Source organism: Actinosynnema sp. CS-041913 (genome assembly GCF_050942485.1).
Taxonomy (GTDB): Bacteria; Actinomycetota; Actinomycetes; order Mycobacteriales; family Pseudonocardiaceae; genus Actinosynnema.
In genome coordinates, this window is sequence record NZ_CP192037.1 from 6548146 (window position 1) to 6568197 (window position 20052).

A 20052-nucleotide genomic window follows, 5' to 3' on the forward strand; every position below is an offset into this window, starting at 1 on the left:
GCGGCCCGTCAGGCCCGGATCACCTATTCCCCCGGGCGGGCCGCTAGTCCTGCTCCAAACCCAAGTAGAACGCCATCAGCCGCAACAGGTGCTCGGTGTCCACCGGCTTGGTCACGTAGTCCGTGGCGCCCGAGGCGAGGCTCTTCTCCCGGTCGCCCTTCATGGCCTTGGCGGTCACCGCGATCACCGGCAGGTCCGCGTACCGCCCCATCGCCCGGATGGCCGCCATGGTCGCGTTGCCGTCCAGCTCCGGCATCATGATGTCCATCAGCACCAACGACACGTCGTCGTACTGCTCCAGCGCCCGCACCCCGGTGATCCCGTTGTCGGCGTAGATCACTTCCAGCCCGTGCAGCTCCAGCACGCTGGTCAGCGCGAACACGTTGCGCAGGTCGTCGTCCACGATGAGCACCTTCTCGCCGTGGAACCGCATCGGCACGGGCGGCAGTTCCACCGGCGCGTCCGCGGGCAGCCCCGGCTCCTCGGCCGGTGACAGCAGGTCCGCCAGGTCCGGCTCGGTGGGCACCAGGCCCTGGTCGCTCAGCGGCAGGTACAGGGTGAACGTCGACCCCGCGCCCGGCTCGCTGCGCACGTCCAGCCGCCCGTCCAGCAGCGCGGCCAGCTCGCGGCTGATCGACAGCCCCAGCCCGGTGCCGCCGTACTTGCGCGACGTCGTGCCGTCGGCCTGCTGGAACGCCTCGAAGATGACCGACAGCTTCTCCGCCGGGATGCCGATGCCGGTGTCCTGCACGTCGAACGCCACCGAGCCGTCACCCAGCCGGATGTGCAGCCGGATTTCACCCTGGTGGGTGAACTTCACCGCGTTGGACAACAGGTTGCGCAGGATCTGCTGCAACCGGTGCTCGTCGGTGTGCAGCGTCGACGGCACCTCCGGGTCGACGGTGACGTCGAAGTCCAGGCCCTTCTCGGCGGCCAGCGGCAGCGTCAGCGCCTCCACGTACCCGACCACGTCCGACACCCGCACCGGGTCGGTCTGCACCTGCATGTGGCCGGCCTCGACCTTGGTCAGGTCCAGGATGTCGTCGATGAGCTGCAACAGGTCCGTGCCCGACGAGTGGATGGTCCGCGCGAACTCCACCTGCTTCGGGTTCAGGTTGCCGTCCAGGTTGTCGGCCAGCAGCTTCGCCAGGATCAGCAGCGAGTTCAACGGCGTGCGCAGCTCGTGCGACATGTTCGCCATGAACTCCGACTTGTACTTGGACGCCGACGAGAGCTGCCGCGCCCGCGCTTCCAGCTCCACCGAGCCGGCCCGCAGCTCCTCGGTGAGCCGCTGCGACTCCACCAGCAGGCTGTCCGTGCGGGAGTTCGCGAGCATGGTGTTCACGTTGACGCCGATGTTCTCCTTCAACTGGTCCAGCAGGTCCAGGTGCACCTCGGTGAACTCGCTGAACGACCCCAGCTCGATCACGCCCAGCGTCTCGCCCTGGAACACGATCGGCAGGATCACCAGGTTCAGCGGCGGCGCGGCCCCCAGCCCGGACCCGATCTCCAGGTACCCCGGCGGCACGTCGGTGACCAGCGCCGTCTTCTTCTCCACCGCCACCTGCCCGATCAGCGACTCGCCGCGGGCGAACCGGATGGGCCGCCCGCCGCGCGGCTGGTAGGCGTAGGTCGCGGTCAGCTCCAGCGCGTCGGACTCCCCGTCCACCAGGAAGAACGCGCCGTGCTGCGCGGACACCAGCGGCGTCAGCTCGCTCATCACCAGCGACGCCATGGCGTGCAGGTCGCGGTGGCCCTGCATCAGGCCGGACAGCCGCGCCAGGTTGGTCTTCAGCCAGTCCTGCTCCTGGTTGGCCCGCGTCGACTCGCGCAGGTTGCCGATCATCCGGTTGACGTTGTCCTTCAGCTCGGCGACCTCGCCGGACGCGTCGACGGTGATCTGCCGGGTCAGGTCGCCGGCGGTCACGGCGGTGGCCACGACCGCGATCGCGCGCACCTGCCGGGTCAGGTTCCCGGCCAGCTCGTTGACGTTCTCGGTGAGCCGCTTCCAGGTGCCCGAGACGCCCTCCACCTCGGCCTGGCCGCCGAGCTTGCCCTCGGTGCCGACCTCGCGCGCCACCCGCGTCACCTCGTCCGCGAACGAGGAGAGCTGGTCCACCATCGTGTTGATGGTCGTCTTCAGCTCCAGGATCTCGCCGCGCGCGTCCACGTCGATCTTCTTCGACAGGTCGCCGCGCGCGACGGCGGTCGTCACCTGGGCGATGTTGCGCACCTGGTTGGTCAGGTTGTTCGCCATGAAGTTGACGTTCTCGGTGAGGTCCTTCCAGGTGCCCGCCACGTTCGGCACCCGCGCCTGGCCGCCGAGGATGCCCTCGGTGCCGACCTCGCGGGACACCCGGGTCACCTCGTCGGCGAACGCCCGCAGCGTGTCCACCATCCCGTTGATGGTGTCGGCCAGCGCGGCGATCTCGCCCTTCGCCTCGACGGCGATCTTCTTGGACAGGTCGCCGCCGGCGACCGCGACCGCCACCGCCGCGATGCTGCGGACCTGCGTCGACAGGTTGTCCGCCATGACGTTGACGTTGTCGGTGAGGTCCTTCCACGTGCCCGCGACACCCGGCACCCGCGCTTGGCCGCCGAGCCGGCCGTCGGTGCCCACCTCGCGCGCCACCCGCGTCACCTCGTCGGCGAAGCCGGAGAGCTGGTCCACCATCGTGTTGATGGTCGACTTCAGCTCCAGGATCTCGCCGCGCGCGTCGACGGTGATCTTCTGGGACAGGTCGCCGCCCGCGACGGCCGTCGTCACCTGGGCGATGTTGCGCACCTGGGCGGTGAGGTTGTTGGCCATGAAGTTCACCGAATCGGTGAGATCCCGCCACGTGCCGCCGACGCCCGGCACCTGGGCCTGGCCACCCAGCCGGCCGTCCGTGCCGACCTCGCGCGCCACTCTGGTGACCTCGTCCGCGAACGACGACAACTGGTCCACCATCGTGTTGACGGTGTCCTTCAGCTCCAGGATCTCGCCCCGGGCGTTGACCGTGATCTTCTGCGACAGGTCGCCCCGCGCCACCGCGGTCGCGACCTGCGCGATGTTGCGCACCTGGGACGTCAGGTTGCCCGCCATGAAGTTCACCGAATCGGTAAGATCCCGCCACGTGCCGGCGACACCGGGCACCTGCGCCTGACCGCCCAGCCGACCGTCGCTGCCCACCTCGCGCGCCACCCGCGTCACCTCGGCCGCGAACGACGACAACTGGTCCACCATCGTGTTGATCGTCGTCTTGAGCTGGAGGATTTCGCCCCGCGCGTCGACGTCGATCTTCTGCGACAGGTCCCCCTGCGCCACGGCGGTCGTGACCTGCGCGATGTTGCGGACCTGCGAGGTCAGGTTGCCCGCCATGAAGTTCACCGAGTCGGTCAGGTCGCGCCACGTCCCGGCGACACCGGGCACCTGCGCCTGACCGCCGAGCCGGCCGTCCGTGCCGACCTCGCGCGCCACCCGCGTGACCTCGTCGGCGAACGAGGAGAGCTGGTCCACCATCGTGTTGATGGTGTCCTTCAGCTCCAGGATCTCGCCGCGCGCGTCCACGGTGATCTTCTGCGACAGGTCGCCCTGCGCCACCGCCGTCGCCACCTGCGCGATATTGCGGACCTGCGAAGTCAGGTTGTTCGCCATGAAGTTCACGTTGTCCGTGAGGTCGCGCCAGGTGCCGCCGACGCCGGGCACCTGGGCCTGACCGCCCAGCCGGCCGTCCGTGCCGACCTCGCGCGCCACCCGCGTGACCTCGTCGGCGAACGAGGAGAGCTGGTCCACCATCGTGTTGACGGTGTCCTTCAGCTCCAGCATCTCGCCCGCCACCGTGACGGTGATCTTCTGCGACAGGTCGCCCTGCGCCACCGCCGTCGCCACCTGCGCGATGTCGCGGACCTGCGCGGTCAGGTTGTCGGACATGAAGTTCACCGAGTCGGTGAGGTCCTTCCAAGTGCCCGCGACACCCGGCACGCGCGCCTGGCCGCCGAGCCGGCCGTCCGTGCCGACTTCGCGCGCCACCCGCGTCACCTCGCCCGCGAACGTGCGCAGCGTCGCGGTCATCGAGTTGAAGCTCTCCACCAGGGTCGCGACCTCGCCGCGGCCCGTCGCGGTGATCTCCTGCGACAGGTCGCCCTGCGCCACGGCCGCCAGCACGCGGCTCAGCTCGGTGGTCGGCCGGGTCAGGTCGTCGATCAGGCCGTTGACCGCCTCGGCCGCCATCGACCAGCCCATCGGACCCGCGCCGGGCGCCAGCCGCTCGCCGAGCCTGCCCTCCTGCCCCACCACCTGGCGCACCCGCACCAGCTCGCCGACCAGCCACTGGTTGCGTTCCGCGATCTCGTTGAACACCTCCGCCAGCTCGCCCACCGGGCCGGGCGGCACGACGAGGCGACGGCGGAAGTTGCCGTCCCGCATTTCGCGCATCGCGGTCAGCAGCCTGGCCAGGGTCACGTCCGTGTCGTCCTGGGCGGTCGTCACGTGGGCCTCCAACGTCAGCGGATCTGCGCCAAGCCTGCCACTGTTGGACCCGGCGTGTCCGCTAGGTTGGGCACGACCCGACACACAGGAGCCGCGATGGCCCAGGGCTACCGGCAAGGCGCCGAAGCGGGCCTCGACCTCGAAGCGTGGCGCCGCCTGGTCGACGGCTTCCACGAAGCCGTGGTCGTGCTCGACCCCGAGGGCGTCGCGCGCGTGGCCAACCCGCTCGCGGCCGTGATGTTCCCGCAGGTCAGCGTGGGCAGGCCGGCCACGGTGGAGGGTCGGTCGCAAGACCTCGGCGGCGGGTGGACCGCGTGGTACCGGGGCGTCGAGGACTTCCTGGACCACGCCTACCGCCGCCTGTCGACGCTCACCGACCGTGCCGAAGCCTTGCGCAACGTAGTCGAACTCGCGCCGGCGCCGCACGCCGTGGTGATCGTGCCGGGCGGGCGCGGCCGGCTGGAGTGGTGGCGGCGGGGCGCGGACGGCGACGTGACGGCGTCCCGCACCACGAAGCAGGCGGCGAGCACCACGCCCGGCCTGCCCGCCGTCCTGGACGGCACCACGCCGACGCTGGAAATCACCCGACTGGGTGACGGCGCGTGGGGCGGCGCGACCGGCGCGGGCACCGCCGTGCCGCTGGCCGACGGCGGGGCCCTGGTGTGCTTCGGCGGGCCGCACGACGGGGACCTGTTGCGCCGGTACGCCGAGCGGGCCTCGGCCGCGCTGGACGTGAGCACCCGGTTCAGCGACCAGGAGCGCACCGTCGAGGCGCTGCGGGCCAACCTGCTGCCGAGCCCGCTGCCCACCATCGCGGGCGTCCGCCTGGCGCGGGTGTACGAGCCGGCGCACCGCCGGGCGCTGGTCGGCGGCGACTTCTACGACGTGCACCCGCGCGAGGACGGCAGCGCCGCGTTCGTGCTGGGCGACGTGGCCGGCAACGGCCTGGAGGCCGCGGTGCACTCCGGACGGGTCCGGCAGAGCCTCCACGCCCTCCTGGTGGTCGAACAGCGGCCGGCGCAGCTCCTGAACCTCCTCAACGCCGCCCTGAGAGCCGCCGGCAGCCGGCTGTTCACCACGCTCGTGGTCGGCAACCTCGTCCCCGTGCAGGCGGGCGGGTTGCGCGTCTCGCTGTCGGCGGGCGGCCACCCCGCGCCCCTCGTGCTGCGTTCCAGTGGCCGCGTGGACGAGGTCGCCGTGCACGGCGGCATCGTCGGCGTGCTGCCCGAAGTCCGCTTCCACCAGACCACCGTGACGCTCGGACCAGGGGAAACCCTGCTGCTCTACAGCGACGGCCTGACCGAGGCGCGGGCCCACGGCGACCGCCAGAACCTGTTCGGCGACACCCGGCTCAAGGCGGCGCTGGCCGAGTGCGCCGGCCTGCCCGCCGAAGCCGTGGCCGAACACGTGCGCCGCGTGGTGTTCAAGTGGCTGGGCAGCACCGAGCACGACGACCTGACCATGCTCGTCGTGCAGGCGGAGCAGTGACCTCAGTCGGTCGCCGCGTCGTCCACCGAGATGTGGATGTGCATAACCTCGGTCAGCTCGGTGAGCCGGAACAGCTTGTGCACCGACGGCTGGAGCGACGCCATCCGGAACTGGCCGCCCGCGCCGTCCAGCCGCCGGTGCCAGTCGAGCATCAGGGACAACCCGGTGGTGTCCATGAACGGCACGCCGCTCAGGTCGACCACCACCCTGGGGCCGGACGTCTCCTCGAGGAGGTCGGAGAGCACGGGCACGGTGTCCGCGTCCAGCTCGCCCGACACCGCGACGACCGTCCAGCCGCCGCGCACCTCACTGCGCACCTGCAAGTCCATCGCGACCGCGCCTCTCCGCCCGGCGGGTGCCGTGCCGCTACAGATCGTGCAGCACGGGGCCCCCGGACGCGACCACTGGGTGGTCCAAGAGACAGGATGTGCGACGATGCGGTAACGGCCGATCAACGGGAGCGGATTGTGCGCAACGAGCCAGCGACGCCGGTGGCCGTGACGCTGCCCGCAACCGCCGGCGCGTCCGCGCAGGCCCGACGCCTAGTCGGCGAAGCGGTGGCGACGTGGGGCATGTCCCCGGACGTCGCCGAGGACGCGGCGCTGGTGGTGACGGAGCTGGTGTCGAACGCGGTGGACCACGCCTCCGGCCCTTTGGAGCTGACGGTGTCCAGAACGCCGCAGGGCATCCGGATCGAGGTGGCCGACCAGTCACCGACCATGCCCCAGCCGAGGCCCGTGGAGGTCGAGTCGGCCCGCGGCAGAGGGCTCATCATCGTCGCCGCGCTCAGCCAGGACTGGGGCACCTCGCCGACCGGCACCGGCAAGACCGTGTGGGCCGAACTCGCCTGACGGACCCCGAAGCGACCCGGACCCACACCGCCCGCGCCGCACTCGCCTGACGGACCCCGAAGCGGCGAAGAGCGGACCCCGGTCGGGATCCGCTCTTCTGGGCACGCCTCCCGTGCCGGTCTCAGGCCCCCTTCATGCCCCGCACACCCCACCGGGCCGCGGTGAGGGTCGCGCTCTGGCCGTTGTGGAAGGACGCGTGCGCGTCGGACGGGGTCGGTGCCGTCCCGCCAGGCGAACAGCCGCCTCAGCAGGGGGTGAAGCGGCACGCCCACTGTCGGGCGGCGCTCGTCCGGGAACAATCAGGGACGTGATCCGTAGGGGTACGGCACTTATTCGTGGGTATCCCGGTGGCTGGGAGACCACGACTGAGGAGGACACGTGTCCACGACCGAGAGCGGTCAGGTGACCGGGACGAAGGACAAGGACTACAACATCATCTGGTTCGTCGAGGCGTGCCTGAGCAACGCGCTGCGCCTGGAGACCTACATCCAGGACGCGGAGCGCGACGGCGACAGCGAACTGGCCGAGTTCTTCCGCCGCGCGCAGAACGAGAGCCGGAAGGGCGCGGAGCAGGGCAAGGGGCTCCTGGCGTCGCGTTTGAAGTAGTCGCGCTCCGAGTAGCCGCCTCGCGCCCGAAGCAGCAGGCCGACGCCAGAAGGGCCGTTCCTCACGGAGCGGCCCTTCTGAATCGTGCCTGCGGGTTTACTTCTGGTCGCCCAGGTTCCGGAGGCCTTCCTTGGCCTTCTCGGTCCCCTGCCCGATGTGCTCGGAGTGCTGCCCGCCGGTCTTCTCGTCCACGAACCGGCCCGCACCGTCGACGCCCTTCTCGGCCTTGTCGCCGTGCTGCCCAAGGGCGTCCTTGGCCTTGTCCTTCAGCTCGTCGAACTTGTCGCCGATGCCCATCTACAATCCTCCTGACCCGGAGCGTCCCGAGTGGACACTCCACGGCGGGGTTACCCCGCCCAGTCCGCGACAGACCCGCACTCACCCGATCGTGGTACCTCCGTGGAGGACGCGCCGGTCCCCCGTGCCCCGGCCGACACCGACGGCGGCGGCTGATCGTGTCCTGCTTCGGCCTGGCCCCCGCAAACGCTCACCGTCGTGCGCCAGCGGCCACTACCCTCCGGACCCGGACGACCGTTCACCGGAAGGAGCACCGTGACCGACGAGCAGCTCGCGGACCTGGCGGCGGACTATTTCCGAGACCGGCTCGAAACGGATCCGTTCAGCGCCACCGCGCACGGCGTGTCCGGCCACGACGGCGACGTGCCCGACCCGAGCCGGGACGCCGACCGGCGCAGGCTCGGCCGGCTCGACGGCTTCCAGCGGCGGCTCGACGGGATCGACCCGGCTCGGCTGACCGGCCAGGACGTCGTGACGCACGCGATGCTCGGCCGCCTGCTGCGGGACCACCGCGCGGCGCTGGCCACCGGGTTCGGCCTGGACGCGGCGGAGATCGCGGTGACCGCGAGCATGGTCGGCGTGCAGAACCAGGTGTTCTCCGACGTCCCGTCGGTCCGGCTGGGCGACGAGGAGGCCATCGGGACGTACCTGCGGCGGCTGGAGGGCCTGAGCGGGTACTTCGACGCGGCGGCGGCGCGGTACCACGAGGCGAGTGCGGACGGCCGGTTCCCCACGGAGTCGGGTGTGCGGCAGGCCGTGCGGCAGTTGCGCGGCTACCTGGTGTCCGATCTGGCGGGCGACCCGTTCCTGCGCCCTGTGCCCGCCCCGGACGCCGAGCGCGTGGCCGCCGTCGTGGAGGGCACCGTGCGCCCCGCGCTCGCCCGGTTCGCCGACCGGGTGGCCGAGCTGCTGCCGGTGGCGCGGGACGACGACCACGTGGGCATCTGCCACGTGCCCGACGGCGAGGCGGCGTACGCGGCGGCGGTGCGGGCGCACACCACCACCGGGCTGAGTCCCGAGCGGATCCACCAGATCGGCCTGGACAAGCTGGCCGAGGTGCACGAGGAGTTCGCGGTGCTGGGCGACAAGGTCCTCGGCACCTCCGACGTGCCGGAGATCCTGCGCCGGCTGCGGGACGACGAAGAGCTGCGGTTCGACAGCGCGGACGAGATCGTGGCGTGCGCGGTCGCCGTCCTGGAGCGGGCGGAAAGCGCGCTGCCCCAGTGGTTCCACCCCTACCGGATCGCGCCGTGCGTCGTGGATCCGATGCACCCGGCGGAAGCCGAGGGCTCCGTGCTGGCCTACTACCGCCCGCCCGCCGTCGACGGCTCCCGGCCCGGCGCGCACGTCGTGAACACCCACCTGCCCCGGTCGCGGGCGCGCTTCGAGTACGAGGCCCTGTCGTTCCACGAGAGCGTGCCGGGACACCACCTCCAGCTCGCCCTGGCGCAGTCGCTGAAGGACATCCCGGACTTCCGCCGCTTCTCCTACGTGACCGCGTACGCCGAGGGCTGGGGCCTGTACACCGAGCGCCTGGCCGACGAGATGGGCCTGTACACCGACGACCTGACCCGGATGGGCATGCTGTCGTTCGACGCGTGGCGGGCGTGCCGGCTGGTCGTGGACACCGGCATGCACCACTTCGGCTGGTCCCGCACCCGCGCCCTGGCGTTCCTCCGCGACAACACCGCGGCGTCGGAGTCCAACGTGCGCAACGAGATCGACCGGTACATCGCGTGGCCGGGCCAGGCGACCGCCTACCTGCTGGGCCGCCTGCACATCGAGGACCTGCGCGCCAGGGCGGCGCGGGAACTCGGCGACCGCTTCGACATCAAGGACTTCCACCACCAGGTGCTGGCCGGCGGCGCGGTCCCGCTGGAGACCCTGACCCACATCGTGGACCGCTGGATCGCGGCCTGACTCCTCCGAGTCCACTCCCGACCCGCCGTGACGAGCGCGGCAAAGTGCTCATGAGGTGAGCACTTTGCCGCGCAGGATGGGTCTCACCTACGGACTCGGGAGAAGCACATGGAGACGCTCGACGGCGCGGAGATCATCGACTTCGCCGACGCGGCGCGGTGGGAGGCGTGGCTGGCCGCCAATCACGAGCGGACGGGCGGGGTGTGGGTGAAGATCGCCAAGAAGGGCTCCGGCCGGACGTCGGTCACACTGCGCGAAGCGCTCGACGTCGCCCTGTGCTACGGCTGGATCGACAGCCAGCGCAAGGCGCACGACGAACACCACTACCTGCAACGGTATTCGCCCCGCCGCCCGACCAGCTCGTGGTCCCAGGTCAACGTGGACAAGGTGGACGCCCTCGTCGCCGCCGGCCGCATGCGCGAACCCGGCTACGCGGCGATCCGCGCCGCGCGGGCCGACGGCCGCTGGGCGGCGGCCTACCAGTCCCAGCGCACCGCCACCGTCCCGCCGGACCTGGCCGCCGCGCTGGCCCGCGACACCGGGGCCCGCGCCCGCTTCGAGCGCCTGGACCGCACCCGCCGGTACGCCCTGCTCCTGCGCCTGATGAAGGCGAAGACCCCCGCCACCCGAGCCGTTGCGCTGCGCCGGGTCGTCGAGTCCCTGGCGCGGCCGGACCCGGTCGGCGCGGACGGGAGCTGAAGGCGCGGGCCAGGATTCACCGAGTCCACCGTGGACTGGCTGTTTGGCGGCCCGGAATCCGGGAATCTCGATCCCATGTGGCTGTGGAGACCGCCTGGGGTGTACCGCCCGCAGGAAGACACGTGGTTGGTCGCCGAGGCGTTGGCCGGCGCGGGTTTCCCGGTCGGCGCGCGGGTATTGGACGCGTGCACCGGCACCGGGGCGCTCGGGGTGGCGGCGGGACTGGCCGGGGCGGGCGAGGTGACGGCCGTGGACCTGAGCAGGCGGGCCGTTCTCGCGGCCTGGTTCAACGGTCGCGTGCGCGGGCTGCCGATCCGGACCCGGCGCGGCGACTTCGGTGACCTGGTCGGCGAACGGCGGTTCGACGTGGTGCTCGCCAACCCGCCGTACGTGCCGGGTGGCGTGGTGCGGCCGAAGGGTCGGGCCAGGGCGTGGGACGCGGGTCCACGGGGGCGGTCCGTGTTGGACCGGCTGTGCGCGGTGCTGCCATTGCTGTTGGCGGACAAGGGGATGGCGCTGGTCGTGCACTCGGTGCTGTGCGATGAGGACGTGACGCTGCACCAGCTTCGCGGTGGCGGCTTGAAGGCCTCCGTGGTCGCCCGGCGGTCGATCCCGTTCGGACCGGTGTTGGACTCCCGGTCGAAGTGGTTGGCGCGCAACGGTTTCATCGAGCACGGTCAGCGACACGAGGAACTGGTGGTGGTCCGTGCCGACGCCGCGTGACAGCCGACGGGTCACCATCGTCCCCGGTGGACCGATGCTGGTGGAAGGACCGGTCGAACTCGTCCAGCCGGACGGCGCGGTGGTGACGTCGGACCGGTTCGTGGTGGCGGTGTGCACGTGCCGGCGCAGCAAGCTGTACCCGTTGTGCGACACCAGCCACCGCGAACGCCGCCGCTGACCACACCGGACGCCCGCCGCCGCGAGCGCCGCCGTTGACCACACCGGACGCCGGCCGCCGCGAGCGCCGCCGTTGATCACACCGGCTGGATGAGGGAACTCGTCCCGTTCCGCCACGACCCCAGCAGGTGCTCGGCCAGCCGCTCCTCCAACAGCTCCGTGGCCCGCACGCCGAACACGACGGACTCGGCCAGCTCCGGCTCCCGCGCCACCAGGTCCCCCACCACGTCGTGACGCATGATCTGCTCGTGCACCGCGTCCGCCTCGATGTGCTCGATGAAGAACTCGACGCAGTCCGGGTGCGCGTCCATCCGCTCCAACGCCTTGGCCATCCGCGCGGCGCTCGGCGCGGTGGTGATCTCCGCCGCCGCGAAGTGGCCCACCAACGCGCCGCGCAACGCCCGGTGCAGCCCGCACATCGACATCAGGTTGACCGTCGCCAGCATCGGCGCCGGCACGTCGTCCAGGTAGTGCAGGTACTCGGACCGCAGGCCCGCGCCGGCGAGCAGCCGCGCGTAGAGCTGGGAGTGCATCCGGTCGCCACGGCCGCCGCCGAACTCGTCGAACTCGACGGCCACCAGCGCGGCCTTCGCCCGGCCGGTCAGCCGCGGGATGACCCACGCGTGCGGATCGGCCTCCTTGAGGTGGTAGATCGACCGGTGGACCAGGTACTCGCGCAGTTGCCACCACGTGCCCTCGTCCCGCAGGTAGTGGCTCACGCCCTGCCCGTCGAGGCGTTCCACCAGCAGTTCGTCCAGCACGTCGCCGATGTCCAGGCGGCCCGGCAGGTCGGCGTGCAGCGCGTCCCGGAACACCCGTTCGAGGACGGCCCGCAGCCGCAGCAGCTCCGGCTCCCACTCCCAGTCCGCCGACACGCCTTCGAAGCCGCGGTAGTGCAGCTCGTAGCACACGTGCAGGGCAAGCTGGAGGTCTTCGCCGTACGGGTCGGCGTCCCGCGCCGCGTCGAGCGGCAGCCCGACCGGCGGCGGGTCGGACCTCAGCGCCTCGACCACCGCGTCGGACACCGGGCCCCGAGGTGTGGGCAGCACGGCGGATTCCAGCCCCTGCATAGTCGTCACGGCGGCGGGTTACCCGATCCCGGCGGTGCGATGCATGCGCGTGCCAACATGTCGACCACCGCCACGGGGCCGCGGACCGCCGCCCGCCGCTGCCGCCGCGCGCCGCTGCCCTCGGCCAAGGCGTTCTCCAAGGCTCCGTCCAGCGCCTTCGACAGCGCGCCGGGGAGAGCGCCGGCCACGTGCTCCACCAGCGACCGCGCCAAGTCCACGGCCGGCACCCGCCCGCCCCGCCACGGATCCACGCCCGGACCGTCCACCCCGTACCGCGAGGCCGACCACACGGCCGCCGCGAGCACGCGGTCGTCCAGCTCCGGCGCCTCCCGCCCGGCCGCGAGGTCCGCCAGCGCCCGGTCCACCAACGCCCGCGTCAACCCGGCCTGCAACACCGCTTCCTCCACCGTGGCCGCCGTGTCCGCGACGCGCACCTCCACGGTCGGGTACCGGGGCGAGGGCCGCGCGAGCCAGAAGGTCATACCGGCGTCCACCAACACACCGCAGTCCACCAGCAGGTCGACCGCCGCGTCGTGCTCGTCCGCCGACCCGAACCGCGGCGGGACGCCCGAGCCCGGGAAGCGCGACTGGTCCACCATCCGCCAACTGCCGAAGCCGGTGTCCCGGTCGTGGGCGAACGGCGAGTTCACCGACAGCGCCAGCAGGGTGGGCAGCCACGGCCGCAGGTGGTTGACGACGGCGACCGCGGTGTCGCGGTCCGGCACACCGACGTGCACGTGGCAGCCGCAACACTGGTAGTCCGCGACCTGACCGCCGTAGATGTCCGAGATCCGCCGGAACCGCTCGCCGGCGGCCAACGGCGGCGCCGGGTCGGCCAGCACGGGCGTGCCGGACGGCACCACCAGCGCGCCCTCCGCCCCGGCCGCGTCCACCAGCGCCCGACGACCCGCGGCCAACTGCCCGCGCAGGTCGTCCAGGTCGGTGCAGACACCGCTGGCGAACTCCACCTGGGTGCCGAACAGCTCGGGGTCGACCTTCGCGCCGGGCGGCAGCTCCCCGACCCGGCTGAGGACCACCCCGGCCCGCGGCACGGTGCGGCGGGTCACCGAGTCCACGAGGAGGAACTCCTCCTCCACACCGACCGTGGTCGTCGTCATAGGCGCGGCAGCGGGCGCGGTGCGGTCCCGATCTCCACGGGCGCTCCCTTCGTCGCCCGTGGAGATACCCCGGGCCGGACACTCCGAAGCCTCACGGCACGGCGGACGGCGCCCACCCGGACGCCGCCGCCTCACCCCGCACCTGTCAGTTGGAGCCCGGCGCGTTCGCGCCGCGGATGCCGCCCTCGGCCTGCCGACCCGCCGCGTACCCGTATCCGACTCCGGTCAGCAGCAGAGCCGTCGTCGCCAGGCAGGCGGTCACGACACGTCGCCGGGTCAAGCGATCATGTCGCATTGGGATTCTCCGTCCCACCCGGCCGCCAAGCAGGGGTGGAGTGAACAGTGGCGGCCACTGGAACCCACCTTCGGGCGACGCGCGACCCCGAACAATCCGGGTAGTACTACGTAGGGCTACGCAAACTCAGCGTGGTTTCACCCGATGTCGCCGTGGGCACCCCCGGTACCTCGTTCAGCAGTGGTTTGGTGGTTACGGATGTCCGGAGGACCAGGTCAGGTCGGCGTGCTCGACGTCGGCTGCTTCAGCGCGCACCTCGTCGTGGTCGAGGACTCGCTGTTGCGCCCCCTGCTGTCCCACAAGACCCGGCTGCGCCTCGACCTGGCCCTGGACGAGCAGGGCGGGCTGAGCCGGCACGGCGTCGAGGAGGTCGTCGCGGCCGTCCGGAAGGCCCGCCGCGTCGCCGAGCGGGCGGGCGTGCGCTGGCTGGTGCCCTGGGCGACGTCCGTGCTGCGTGACGCGCCGAACGCGCCCGAGGTGTTCGCCGAGGTCGCCCACCGCACCGGCACCCGCCTGACGGTCCTGACCGGGCACGAGGAGGCCCGCCTGAGCTACCTGGCGGCCCGCCGCTGGTTCGGCGCCGAGGTCGGCCCGATGCTGGTGCTGGACGTCGGCGGCGGCACGGTCGAGGTGGCCACCGGGACCGAGGCCGAGCCGTGCGCCGTCGCGTCGCTGCCCTACGGCGCGCGCACCCTGTCCAGACGCCCCGTCGACCCGGCGATCGTGCAGGCCGAGGTCCGGGCGCTGCTGGGCGACGTGCGGGGCCACTACGCGGTCGGCTGCTCGAAGGTGTTCCAGCAGCTCGCGAGGCTCTCCGGAGCACGCCCCCAACGCGCGGGACCGCACGTGCCGAGAACACTGCGGCTGGACGACCTGCGGCGCTGGACACCGCGCCTGGCGGCGATGCCGGCCCGGAAACGGGCCCGCCTGCCGGGCATCTCCCGCCACCGCGCCGGGCAGTGCGTCGCGGGCGCGCGGGTGGTCGAGGCGCTGATGAAGGCCGCCGGGCACGACGAGGTCGCCATCAGCCCGTGGTCGACGAGGGAGGGACTGCTGCTCACCCTGACCGGGGCGGGTGACGACGAGATCTGCCGGGTGGCGTGAAGGGGACCAGGGAATGCTGGCGTTGTCGGTCGAGGCCCACCGGACGGGGTGCGCGGTGGTCGTGGCGACCGGAGAGCTCGACCTGGCGGGTGCCCGCCGGGTGCTGGACAAACTGGACCGCCTGGTGACCGAGGGCCGGGACCGGATCGTGCTGGACATGGCCGGGGTGGCGTTCTGCGGGGCGCAGGCCATGAGCGCGCTGGTGCGCACCCGGGCGCGGGCGCAGCGGGCCGGCGGGTGGCTGCGGCTGGCCGCCGTGCCGCCTCACGTGCAGCGGGTGTTCCAGCGCACCGATTTGGACCGGCTGTTCCCGCACTTCCCCGACGTTGCGGCGGCGGCTGCCGGGCGTGCCATCCCGGATCAGCGGATACCGCCCGGCGGCTCGAAGTGACCTTCAGCCCGGTGTCCGGCGTGGAACGACCTTCAAGCCGGTGTCCGGCACCAGACGGCACCGCCGCCCGCGGGCGCGGGACGATCTTCAGGCCGGTGTCCGGCACCACCGACACCGCCGCTCGCCGGCGCGGAACGATCTCGGGATCGGTGCCCGCCGTGAGACGGCCGTGGCCTCCGGGCCCCCGGTTCGATCGTCCCACGGGGTACCGACAACCTCGTCCCGGGAGTACCGGCGATTCCGGCGGGCGGGAGTCCGGCTGTCCCCGAAAGTGCCTGGTCCAGGCATAGTCCGCGGCTCGTCGGGTAACCCGGTCAGGTGACTACGGTGAGACGTGACATCCCGGCCCTGCCCGATCTGGTGTTCGCCACCGCGGCCGAGCCGCAGCGGCTTGCCGACTGGTTGCCGCCGCCGCTCGAACTGGTCGGTCTCAACGACGACATCCTCATCCTCCGCCAGGACTCCCGGCTGACCCAGATCCGTCTCACCGCCGACCTGGACCACCTGATCCTGTCCTGGACGGCCCTCGCCGACCGCGAGTGCGCGGGGGCCCTGCGCGTCAGTCCCCTCGGCGCGGGCCGGAGCGTGGCCGAACTCGAACTCGATCACCCGGACGAGACGCTGGCCACACGGCTCCTCGAAGCGCTCGCGAATGAGGTTGAGCAGGCCTTCACCACCGGGTGATCATGCGGGACGTGGACATCCGCCCCGCCCGACCGGACGAGTTCCCGGTCCTCCAGGCCGTCGAGGTCGCCTCCGGCGAGCCGTTCCGCGAGTTCGGCCTGCCGGACATCGCCGACGACGACCCCATGCCGCTCGACACGCTCCGCCGGCTCCACGTCTGGGTGGCCGCCGACCCCCGCCCGGTCGCCTGGATCGCCGCCGAGCCCGTCGACGGGTACGCGCACGTCGAGCAGGTCAGCGTCCACCCCGGGCACGCCCGCCAAGGCATCGGCGCGCGACTGCTGGACCACGTCGAGGGCTGGGCCGCGGCCAACGGGCTGCGCGGGCTGACGTTGACGACGTTCCGGGACATCCCCTGGAACGCCCCGTACTACGTGCGGCTGGGGTTCGAAGAGGTCACCGAGCTGTCCCCGGGGCTCCGAGCGATCATGGACGCCGAGGACGCGAGGGGTTTGGAACGTTCGAAACGGGTATGCCTGCGGCGTGTGCCGCGGACGGGGGTTTGAACGCGATACTGAGCGGGCACCTCCCGCCGGCAACCGTTCGGAGGTTCACCCAGTGGTCGATTTCGTGCACGAAGCCCTGCTGTACCGCGACGCCGAGCAGTACCTGGCGGGGACAGTGCCCTTCGTGCGGGACGGGCTCGCGGTCGGCGAGCCCGTGCTGGTCGCCGTGCCCCAGGCGAACCTCGACCTGCTGCGCGGAGCGCTGGGCGGCCACGCCGACCGCGTCGAGTTCCTGGACATGATCCGCGCCGGGCGCAATCCCGGTCGGATCATCCCCGGTGTGCTGGCCGCGTTCGCCGACAACGCGCGCGGCGGCCGGGTGCGGATCATCGGCGAGCCGATCTGGGCCGGGCGCACGGACCTGGAGTACCCGGCGTGCGTGCAGCACGAGGCGTTGATCAACACCGCCTTCGAGGACCGGCCGGCCTGGATCCTGTGCCCGTACGACACCAGCGCCCTCACGCCGGACGTGCTGGTGGACGCCGAAGCCACCCACCCGGTCGTGGTGGAGGACTCGCGGCGGCGGCCGAGCGACGGCTACCGCGAGCCGTACCTGACCGCCGAGGACTTCAACCGGCCGCTGCCCGCGCCTCCGGCGGACGCGGTCGCGTACCCGTTCGACCTGGACAGCCTGATCGCCGCGCGCCGGGCGGTGGCGTCGTTCGCGTTCCGCGCCGGGTTGTCCGAGGACCAGGTGGAGGACCTGGTCATCTCGGTGAACGAACTCGCCACCAACAGCGTCGTGCACGCGGGCGGGTCCGGCACGCTGCTGCTGTGGCGGGTCGGCCCGACCGTCGTGTGCGAGGTGCGCGACCACGGGCGGCTGGCGGACCCGATGGTCGGCCGCCGCAATCCGGGCCTGTCCACGCACGGCGGGTTCGGGGTGATGCTGGTGAACCTGCTGTGCGACCTCGTGCGCGTGCACACCCACGAGGACGGCACGTCGATCCGCGTCTACCTGGCCGCCGCCTGAGAAGTCCCTGCCCGCCCGCTCTCCACCCGCCCGCTCTCCGCCCGCCCGTCTCTCCGCACGCCCTTCTCTCCGCACGCCGGCCCGCTCGCCCGATCTCCGCCCGCCTGCCCGCCTGCCCGCTCGCCCGCCTGCCGCTCATCCGCCTGTCCGCCGGAGAACCGGGATCGGGGCCGGCCGGCCGGCAGAATCGACCAGGTGACCCCAGCCCTCCTGCTCGCCCACGGCGCCGGCGGCACCGTGCGCGCGAACTTCGGCCCGCTGATCCCCACCCTGTCGCGCACGCGCCCGGTGTTCTCGGTGGACTTCCCCGGTTCCGGCAAGACCCCGCGCGCCACGGACCCGCTGGAGCTGGACGACCTGGCCGACCGGCTGGTGGCCGCGGCGGGCGACACGCCCCGGGTCGCGGTCCTCGGCTACTCGATGGGTTGCGCGGTCGCGGTCCGGGCCGCCCTGCGGCATCCCGGACGGGTGTCGCACCTGGTGCTCACCGCCGGGTTCGCCCGGATCGACGACGAGACCCGGGCCCGCACCGCCGAGTGGCGGCGGCTGCTGACCGGTGACCGCGCCGAGCTGGCCGGGTTCATCATGTCGGTCGTGCTGGGCGGGCCGTACCACCGCGCCATGACCGCCGAGCAGGTGGAGGGCTTCCTGGAGATCGTGGCGCTGACCCTGCCGCCCGGCGTGGACGAGCAGTTGGACCTCGTGCAGCGGATCGACCTGACCGCCGAGCTGGCGGACCTGGACGTCCCGACGCTGGTCATCGGCACCAAGCACGACCGGCTCATCGCCCCGGCCACGACCCGCGCGCTGGCCGACGCGATCCCCGGCGCGCGCTGGGCCGAGCTGGACAGCGGCCACGCGCCCGCGCTGGAGGCCCCGGCCGAGTGGATCCGGCTGATCGACGGCTTCCTGACCCGACCCTGATCGAGCGCTCCCGGCCCGAACCTGATCGAGGACTCCGGCCCCGACCTTGGTCGAGCGCTCCGGTCCGAACCTGATCAAGGGCTCCCGGCCCGTCCCGTCCCGGCGGTTTGCCGGTGGGCCGGTCGGGCTAACCCCGCCGGTATGGGCAACACGCTGGTCCTGGACGTCGACGGCACCTTGGTCGACACCAACTACCACCACGCCGTCGCCTGGTTCCGGGCGTTCCGCCGGTTCGACATCACGGTGCCCACCTGGCGGCTGCACCGCGCCATCGGCATGGGCGGGGACAAGCTGGTCGCCGCCGTCGCGGGACAGCACGTCGAGGACGAGCACGGGGACGGCATCCGCACCGCGTGGGAGGCCGCGTTCGAGCCGATGCTCGCCGAGGTCCGGCCGCTGGAGGGCGCGCACCGGCTGGTGAAGGCCGCCCAGGAGCTGGACCTGGCGGTCGTGCTGGCCAGTTCCGGCAAGCGCCACCACGTGGACCACTACCTCAAGCTCATCGACGCCGGCGGTGTCGTGTCGACGTCCTCCGACGACGTGGAGCAGTCCAAGCCCGCGCCCGACCTGATCGAGGTGGCGATGAGCCGCGTCGACTCGGACGGGCGCGCGGTGGTCGTCGGGGACTCGGTGTGGGACTGCGACGCGGCGCTGCGGGCCGGGCTGCCGGTGGTGGCGCTGCGGACCGGCGGGTTCGGCGCGGCCGAGCTGCGGGAGCACGGCGCGTCCACCGTCTACGACGAACTCGACCAGTTGCGGGCGGACCTGACCGACCTGCCGATGGCGTAGGAGGAACCGTGCGGATCGGCTACACGCTGATGACGGAGCAGGCGGGACCGCGTGCGCTGGTGCGGCACGCCGCCCGCGCCGAGCAGGCGGGGTTCGACTTCGAGGTGATGAGCGACCACTACTTCCCGTGGCTGGAGGAGCAGGGGCACGCGCCGTACGCGTGGAGCGTGCTGGGCGCGGTCACCCAGGTCACCGACCGGGTCGAGCTGATGACCTACGTGACGTGCCCGACGGTGCGCTACCACCCGGCGGTCGTGGCGCAGAAGGCCGCGACCGTGCAGCTCCTCAGCGGCGGCCGGTTCATGCTCGGCCTCGGCGCGGGCGAGAACCTGAACGAGCACGTCGTCGGCCGTGGCTGGCCCCCGGTGAACGTGCGGCACGAGATGCTGCGGGAGGCCGTGGAGATCATCACGATGCTGTTCGACGGCGGGCACGTCAACTACGTGGGCAGCCACTTCCGGGTGGACTCGGCGAAGCTGTGGGACCTGCCGGAGCGGCGGGTGCCGATCGGGGTGGCGGTGTCCGGCAGCCAGTCGGTGCAGACGTTCGCGCCGCTGGCCGACGCGATGGTCGCCACCGAGCCGGACGCCGAGCTGAGCCAGAGCTGGGACGTGTTCCAGGGCGGCGAGTCCCGCAAGATCGGGCAGCTTCCGGTGTGCTGGGATCCCGACCGGGACAAGGCGGTGGCCCGCGCGCACGAGCAGTTCCGCTGGTTCGCGGGCGGGTGGAAGGTCAACGCCGAGCTGCCCGGCCCGGCCGGGTTCGCGGGCGCGACCCAGTTCGTGCGGCCGGAGGACGTGGCGGAGAAGATCCCGTGCGGGCCGGAGGTCGGGCCGATCGCGGAGGCGGCGCGCGCGTTCGCGGACGCCGGGTTCACCGACCTCGCGCTGGTCCAGATCGGCGGCGACCACCAGGACGAGTTCTTCGACTTCGCGCGGAACGAACTGCTGCCCGCCCTGCGCTGAC

21 protein-coding genes are annotated in these 20052 nt (G+C 72.3%); 15 read left to right on the forward strand and 6 right to left on the reverse strand.

Annotation, left to right across the window (positions count from 1 at the left end; translation table 11 throughout):
• Positions 1-43: 43 nt before the first annotated feature.
• Complete coding sequence (locus ACQPZF_RS29080; protein WP_433262301.1) at positions 44-4471, reverse strand: HAMP domain-containing protein; 4428 nt, start codon at positions 4469-4471, stop codon at positions 44-46.
• Between the two features lie 96 nt (positions 4472-4567).
• Between ACQPZF_RS29080 and ACQPZF_RS29085 the strand changes: the two genes are divergently transcribed.
• Positions 4568-5959 (forward strand): PP2C family protein-serine/threonine phosphatase, encoded by a 1392-nt coding sequence (locus ACQPZF_RS29085; RefSeq protein ID WP_433262303.1) that lies wholly within the window; start codon positions 4568-4570, stop codon positions 5957-5959.
• Between the two features lie 2 nt (positions 5960-5961).
• Here ACQPZF_RS29085 and ACQPZF_RS29090 read toward each other — a convergent pair whose 3' ends face one another.
• The gene (locus ACQPZF_RS29090) at positions 5962-6288 is read right to left on the reverse strand and encodes an STAS domain-containing protein (protein WP_433262305.1); all 327 of its coding nucleotides are present in this window, start codon (positions 6286-6288) and stop codon (positions 5962-5964) included.
• 138 nt (positions 6289-6426) lie between these two features.
• Here ACQPZF_RS29090 and ACQPZF_RS29095 point away from each other — a divergent pair, with 138 nt between their 5' ends.
• Together ACQPZF_RS29095 and ACQPZF_RS29100 are read left to right on the forward strand one after the other, a co-directional pair.
• The gene (locus tag ACQPZF_RS29095) at positions 6427-6810 is read left to right on the forward strand and encodes an ATP-binding protein (protein WP_433262307.1); all 384 of its coding nucleotides are present in this window, start codon (positions 6427-6429) and stop codon (positions 6808-6810) included.
• A 378-nt stretch (positions 6811-7188) separates the two neighbouring features.
• Complete coding sequence (locus ACQPZF_RS29100; protein WP_433262309.1) at positions 7189-7416, forward strand: hypothetical protein; 228 nt, start codon at positions 7189-7191, stop codon at positions 7414-7416.
• A 96-nt stretch (positions 7417-7512) separates the two neighbouring features.
• Here the strand turns inward: ACQPZF_RS29100 and ACQPZF_RS29105 are convergent, their stop codons facing one another.
• Entirely contained in the window at positions 7513-7713 is a 201-nt protein-coding gene (locus ACQPZF_RS29105) for an antitoxin (protein WP_433262311.1), read from the reverse strand.
• 255 nt (positions 7714-7968) lie between these two features.
• Between ACQPZF_RS29105 and ACQPZF_RS29110 the strand changes: the two genes are divergently transcribed.
• The 4 genes from ACQPZF_RS29110 (at position 7969) to ACQPZF_RS29125 (ending at position 11233) form a co-directional block, all read left to right on the forward strand.
• Entirely contained in the window at positions 7969-9633 is a 1665-nt protein-coding gene (locus tag ACQPZF_RS29110) for a DUF885 domain-containing protein (RefSeq protein WP_433262313.1), read from the forward strand.
• A gap of 108 nt (positions 9634-9741) precedes the next feature.
• Entirely contained in the window at positions 9742-10332 is a 591-nt protein-coding gene (locus ACQPZF_RS29115; protein WP_433262315.1) for a YdeI/OmpD-associated family protein, read from the forward strand.
• 75 nt (positions 10333-10407) lie between these two features.
• Positions 10408-11055: a HemK2/MTQ2 family protein methyltransferase gene (locus tag ACQPZF_RS29120; protein WP_433262317.1), complete on the forward strand. Its 648-nt coding sequence runs from the start codon at positions 10408-10410 to the stop codon at positions 11053-11055.
• A complete protein-coding gene (locus ACQPZF_RS29125; protein ID WP_433262320.1) occupies positions 11039-11233 on the forward strand; it encodes a CDGSH iron-sulfur domain-containing protein in 195 nt (64 codons plus the stop codon). The genes ACQPZF_RS29120 and ACQPZF_RS29125 overlap by 17 nt, the downstream gene beginning before the upstream one ends.
• Positions 11234-11309: 76 nt before the next feature.
• Here the strand turns inward: ACQPZF_RS29125 and ACQPZF_RS29130 are convergent, their stop codons facing one another.
• The 3 genes from ACQPZF_RS29130 to ACQPZF_RS29140 form a co-directional block, all read right to left on the reverse strand.
• Complete coding sequence (locus tag ACQPZF_RS29130; protein WP_433274731.1) at positions 11310-12302, reverse strand: iron-containing redox enzyme family protein; 993 nt, start codon at positions 12300-12302, stop codon at positions 11310-11312.
• Between the two features lie 5 nt (positions 12303-12307).
• Positions 12308-13420: a carboxylate-amine ligase gene (locus ACQPZF_RS29135; protein WP_433262322.1), complete on the reverse strand. Its 1113-nt coding sequence runs from the start codon at positions 13418-13420 to the stop codon at positions 12308-12310.
• A gap of 145 nt (positions 13421-13565) precedes the next feature.
• On the reverse strand, positions 13566-13715 hold the full coding sequence (locus ACQPZF_RS29140) for a hypothetical protein (protein ID WP_433262324.1): 150 nt from the start codon (positions 13713-13715) through the stop codon (positions 13566-13568).
• A 198-nt stretch (positions 13716-13913) separates the two neighbouring features.
• Between ACQPZF_RS29140 and ACQPZF_RS29145 the strand changes: the two genes are divergently transcribed.
• From ACQPZF_RS29145 to ACQPZF_RS29180, 8 genes are all read left to right on the forward strand, one after another.
• The gene (locus ACQPZF_RS29145; protein WP_433262326.1) at positions 13914-14819 is read left to right on the forward strand and encodes a Ppx/GppA phosphatase family protein; all 906 of its coding nucleotides are present in this window, start codon (positions 13914-13916) and stop codon (positions 14817-14819) included.
• A gap of 13 nt (positions 14820-14832) precedes the next feature.
• The gene (locus ACQPZF_RS29150; RefSeq protein WP_433262328.1) at positions 14833-15210 is read left to right on the forward strand and encodes an STAS domain-containing protein; all 378 of its coding nucleotides are present in this window, start codon (positions 14833-14835) and stop codon (positions 15208-15210) included.
• A gap of 327 nt (positions 15211-15537) precedes the next feature.
• On the forward strand, positions 15538-15894 hold the full coding sequence (locus ACQPZF_RS29155; RefSeq protein ID WP_433262329.1) for a hypothetical protein: 357 nt from the start codon (positions 15538-15540) through the stop codon (positions 15892-15894).
• A gap of 2 nt (positions 15895-15896) precedes the next feature.
• Positions 15897-16400, forward strand: coding sequence for a GNAT family N-acetyltransferase (locus tag ACQPZF_RS29160; protein ID WP_433262331.1), 504 nt, complete (start codon positions 15897-15899; stop codon positions 16398-16400).
• A 52-nt stretch (positions 16401-16452) separates the two neighbouring features.
• A complete protein-coding gene (locus tag ACQPZF_RS29165; protein ID WP_433262333.1) occupies positions 16453-17373 on the forward strand; it encodes an anti-sigma factor RsbA family regulatory protein in 921 nt (306 codons plus the stop codon).
• A gap of 195 nt (positions 17374-17568) precedes the next feature.
• Positions 17569-18297, forward strand: coding sequence for an alpha/beta fold hydrolase (locus ACQPZF_RS29170; protein ID WP_433262336.1), 729 nt, complete (start codon positions 17569-17571; stop codon positions 18295-18297).
• A gap of 141 nt (positions 18298-18438) precedes the next feature.
• The gene (locus ACQPZF_RS29175) at positions 18439-19086 is read left to right on the forward strand and encodes an HAD family hydrolase (protein WP_433262338.1); all 648 of its coding nucleotides are present in this window, start codon (positions 18439-18441) and stop codon (positions 19084-19086) included.
• Positions 19087-19094: 8 nt separating this feature from the next.
• Positions 19095-20051, forward strand: coding sequence for a TIGR03557 family F420-dependent LLM class oxidoreductase (locus tag ACQPZF_RS29180; RefSeq protein WP_433262339.1), 957 nt, complete (start codon positions 19095-19097; stop codon positions 20049-20051).
• Position 20052 lies beyond the last annotated feature (1 nt).

What these genes read in the sequence shown, in the direction of transcription:
- ACQPZF_RS29085 (WP_433262303.1), top strand. Translation starts at nt 4,568, where the DNA reads ATGGCCCAGGGCTACCGGCAAGGCGCCGAAGCGGGCCTCGACCTCGAA.
- ACQPZF_RS29090 (WP_433262305.1), bottom strand. Translation starts at nt 6,288, where the DNA reads ATGGACTTGCAGGTGCGCAGTGAGGTGCGCGGCGGCTGGACGGTCGTC.
- ACQPZF_RS29105 (WP_433262311.1), bottom strand. Translation starts at nt 7,713, where the DNA reads ATGGGCATCGGCGACAAGTTCGACGAGCTGAAGGACAAGGCCAAGGAC.
- ACQPZF_RS29115 (WP_433262315.1), top strand. Translation starts at nt 9,742, where the DNA reads ATGGAGACGCTCGACGGCGCGGAGATCATCGACTTCGCCGACGCGGCG.
- ACQPZF_RS29120 (WP_433262317.1), top strand. Translation starts at nt 10,408, where the DNA reads ATGTGGCTGTGGAGACCGCCTGGGGTGTACCGCCCGCAGGAAGACACG.
- ACQPZF_RS29130 (WP_433274731.1), bottom strand. Translation starts at nt 12,302, where the DNA reads ATGCAGGGGCTGGAATCCGCCGTGCTGCCCACACCTCGGGGCCCGGTG.
- ACQPZF_RS29135 (WP_433262322.1), bottom strand. Translation starts at nt 13,420, where the DNA reads ATGACGACGACCACGGTCGGTGTGGAGGAGGAGTTCCTCCTCGTGGAC.
- ACQPZF_RS29140 (WP_433262324.1), bottom strand. Translation starts at nt 13,715, where the DNA reads ATGCGACATGATCGCTTGACCCGGCGACGTGTCGTGACCGCCTGCCTG.
- ACQPZF_RS29145 (WP_433262326.1), top strand. Translation starts at nt 13,914, where the DNA reads ATGTCCGGAGGACCAGGTCAGGTCGGCGTGCTCGACGTCGGCTGCTTC.
- ACQPZF_RS29150 (WP_433262328.1), top strand. Translation starts at nt 14,833, where the DNA reads ATGCTGGCGTTGTCGGTCGAGGCCCACCGGACGGGGTGCGCGGTGGTC.
- ACQPZF_RS29160 (WP_433262331.1), top strand. Translation starts at nt 15,897, where the DNA reads ATGCGGGACGTGGACATCCGCCCCGCCCGACCGGACGAGTTCCCGGTC.
- ACQPZF_RS29175 (WP_433262338.1), top strand. Translation starts at nt 18,439, where the DNA reads ATGGGCAACACGCTGGTCCTGGACGTCGACGGCACCTTGGTCGACACC.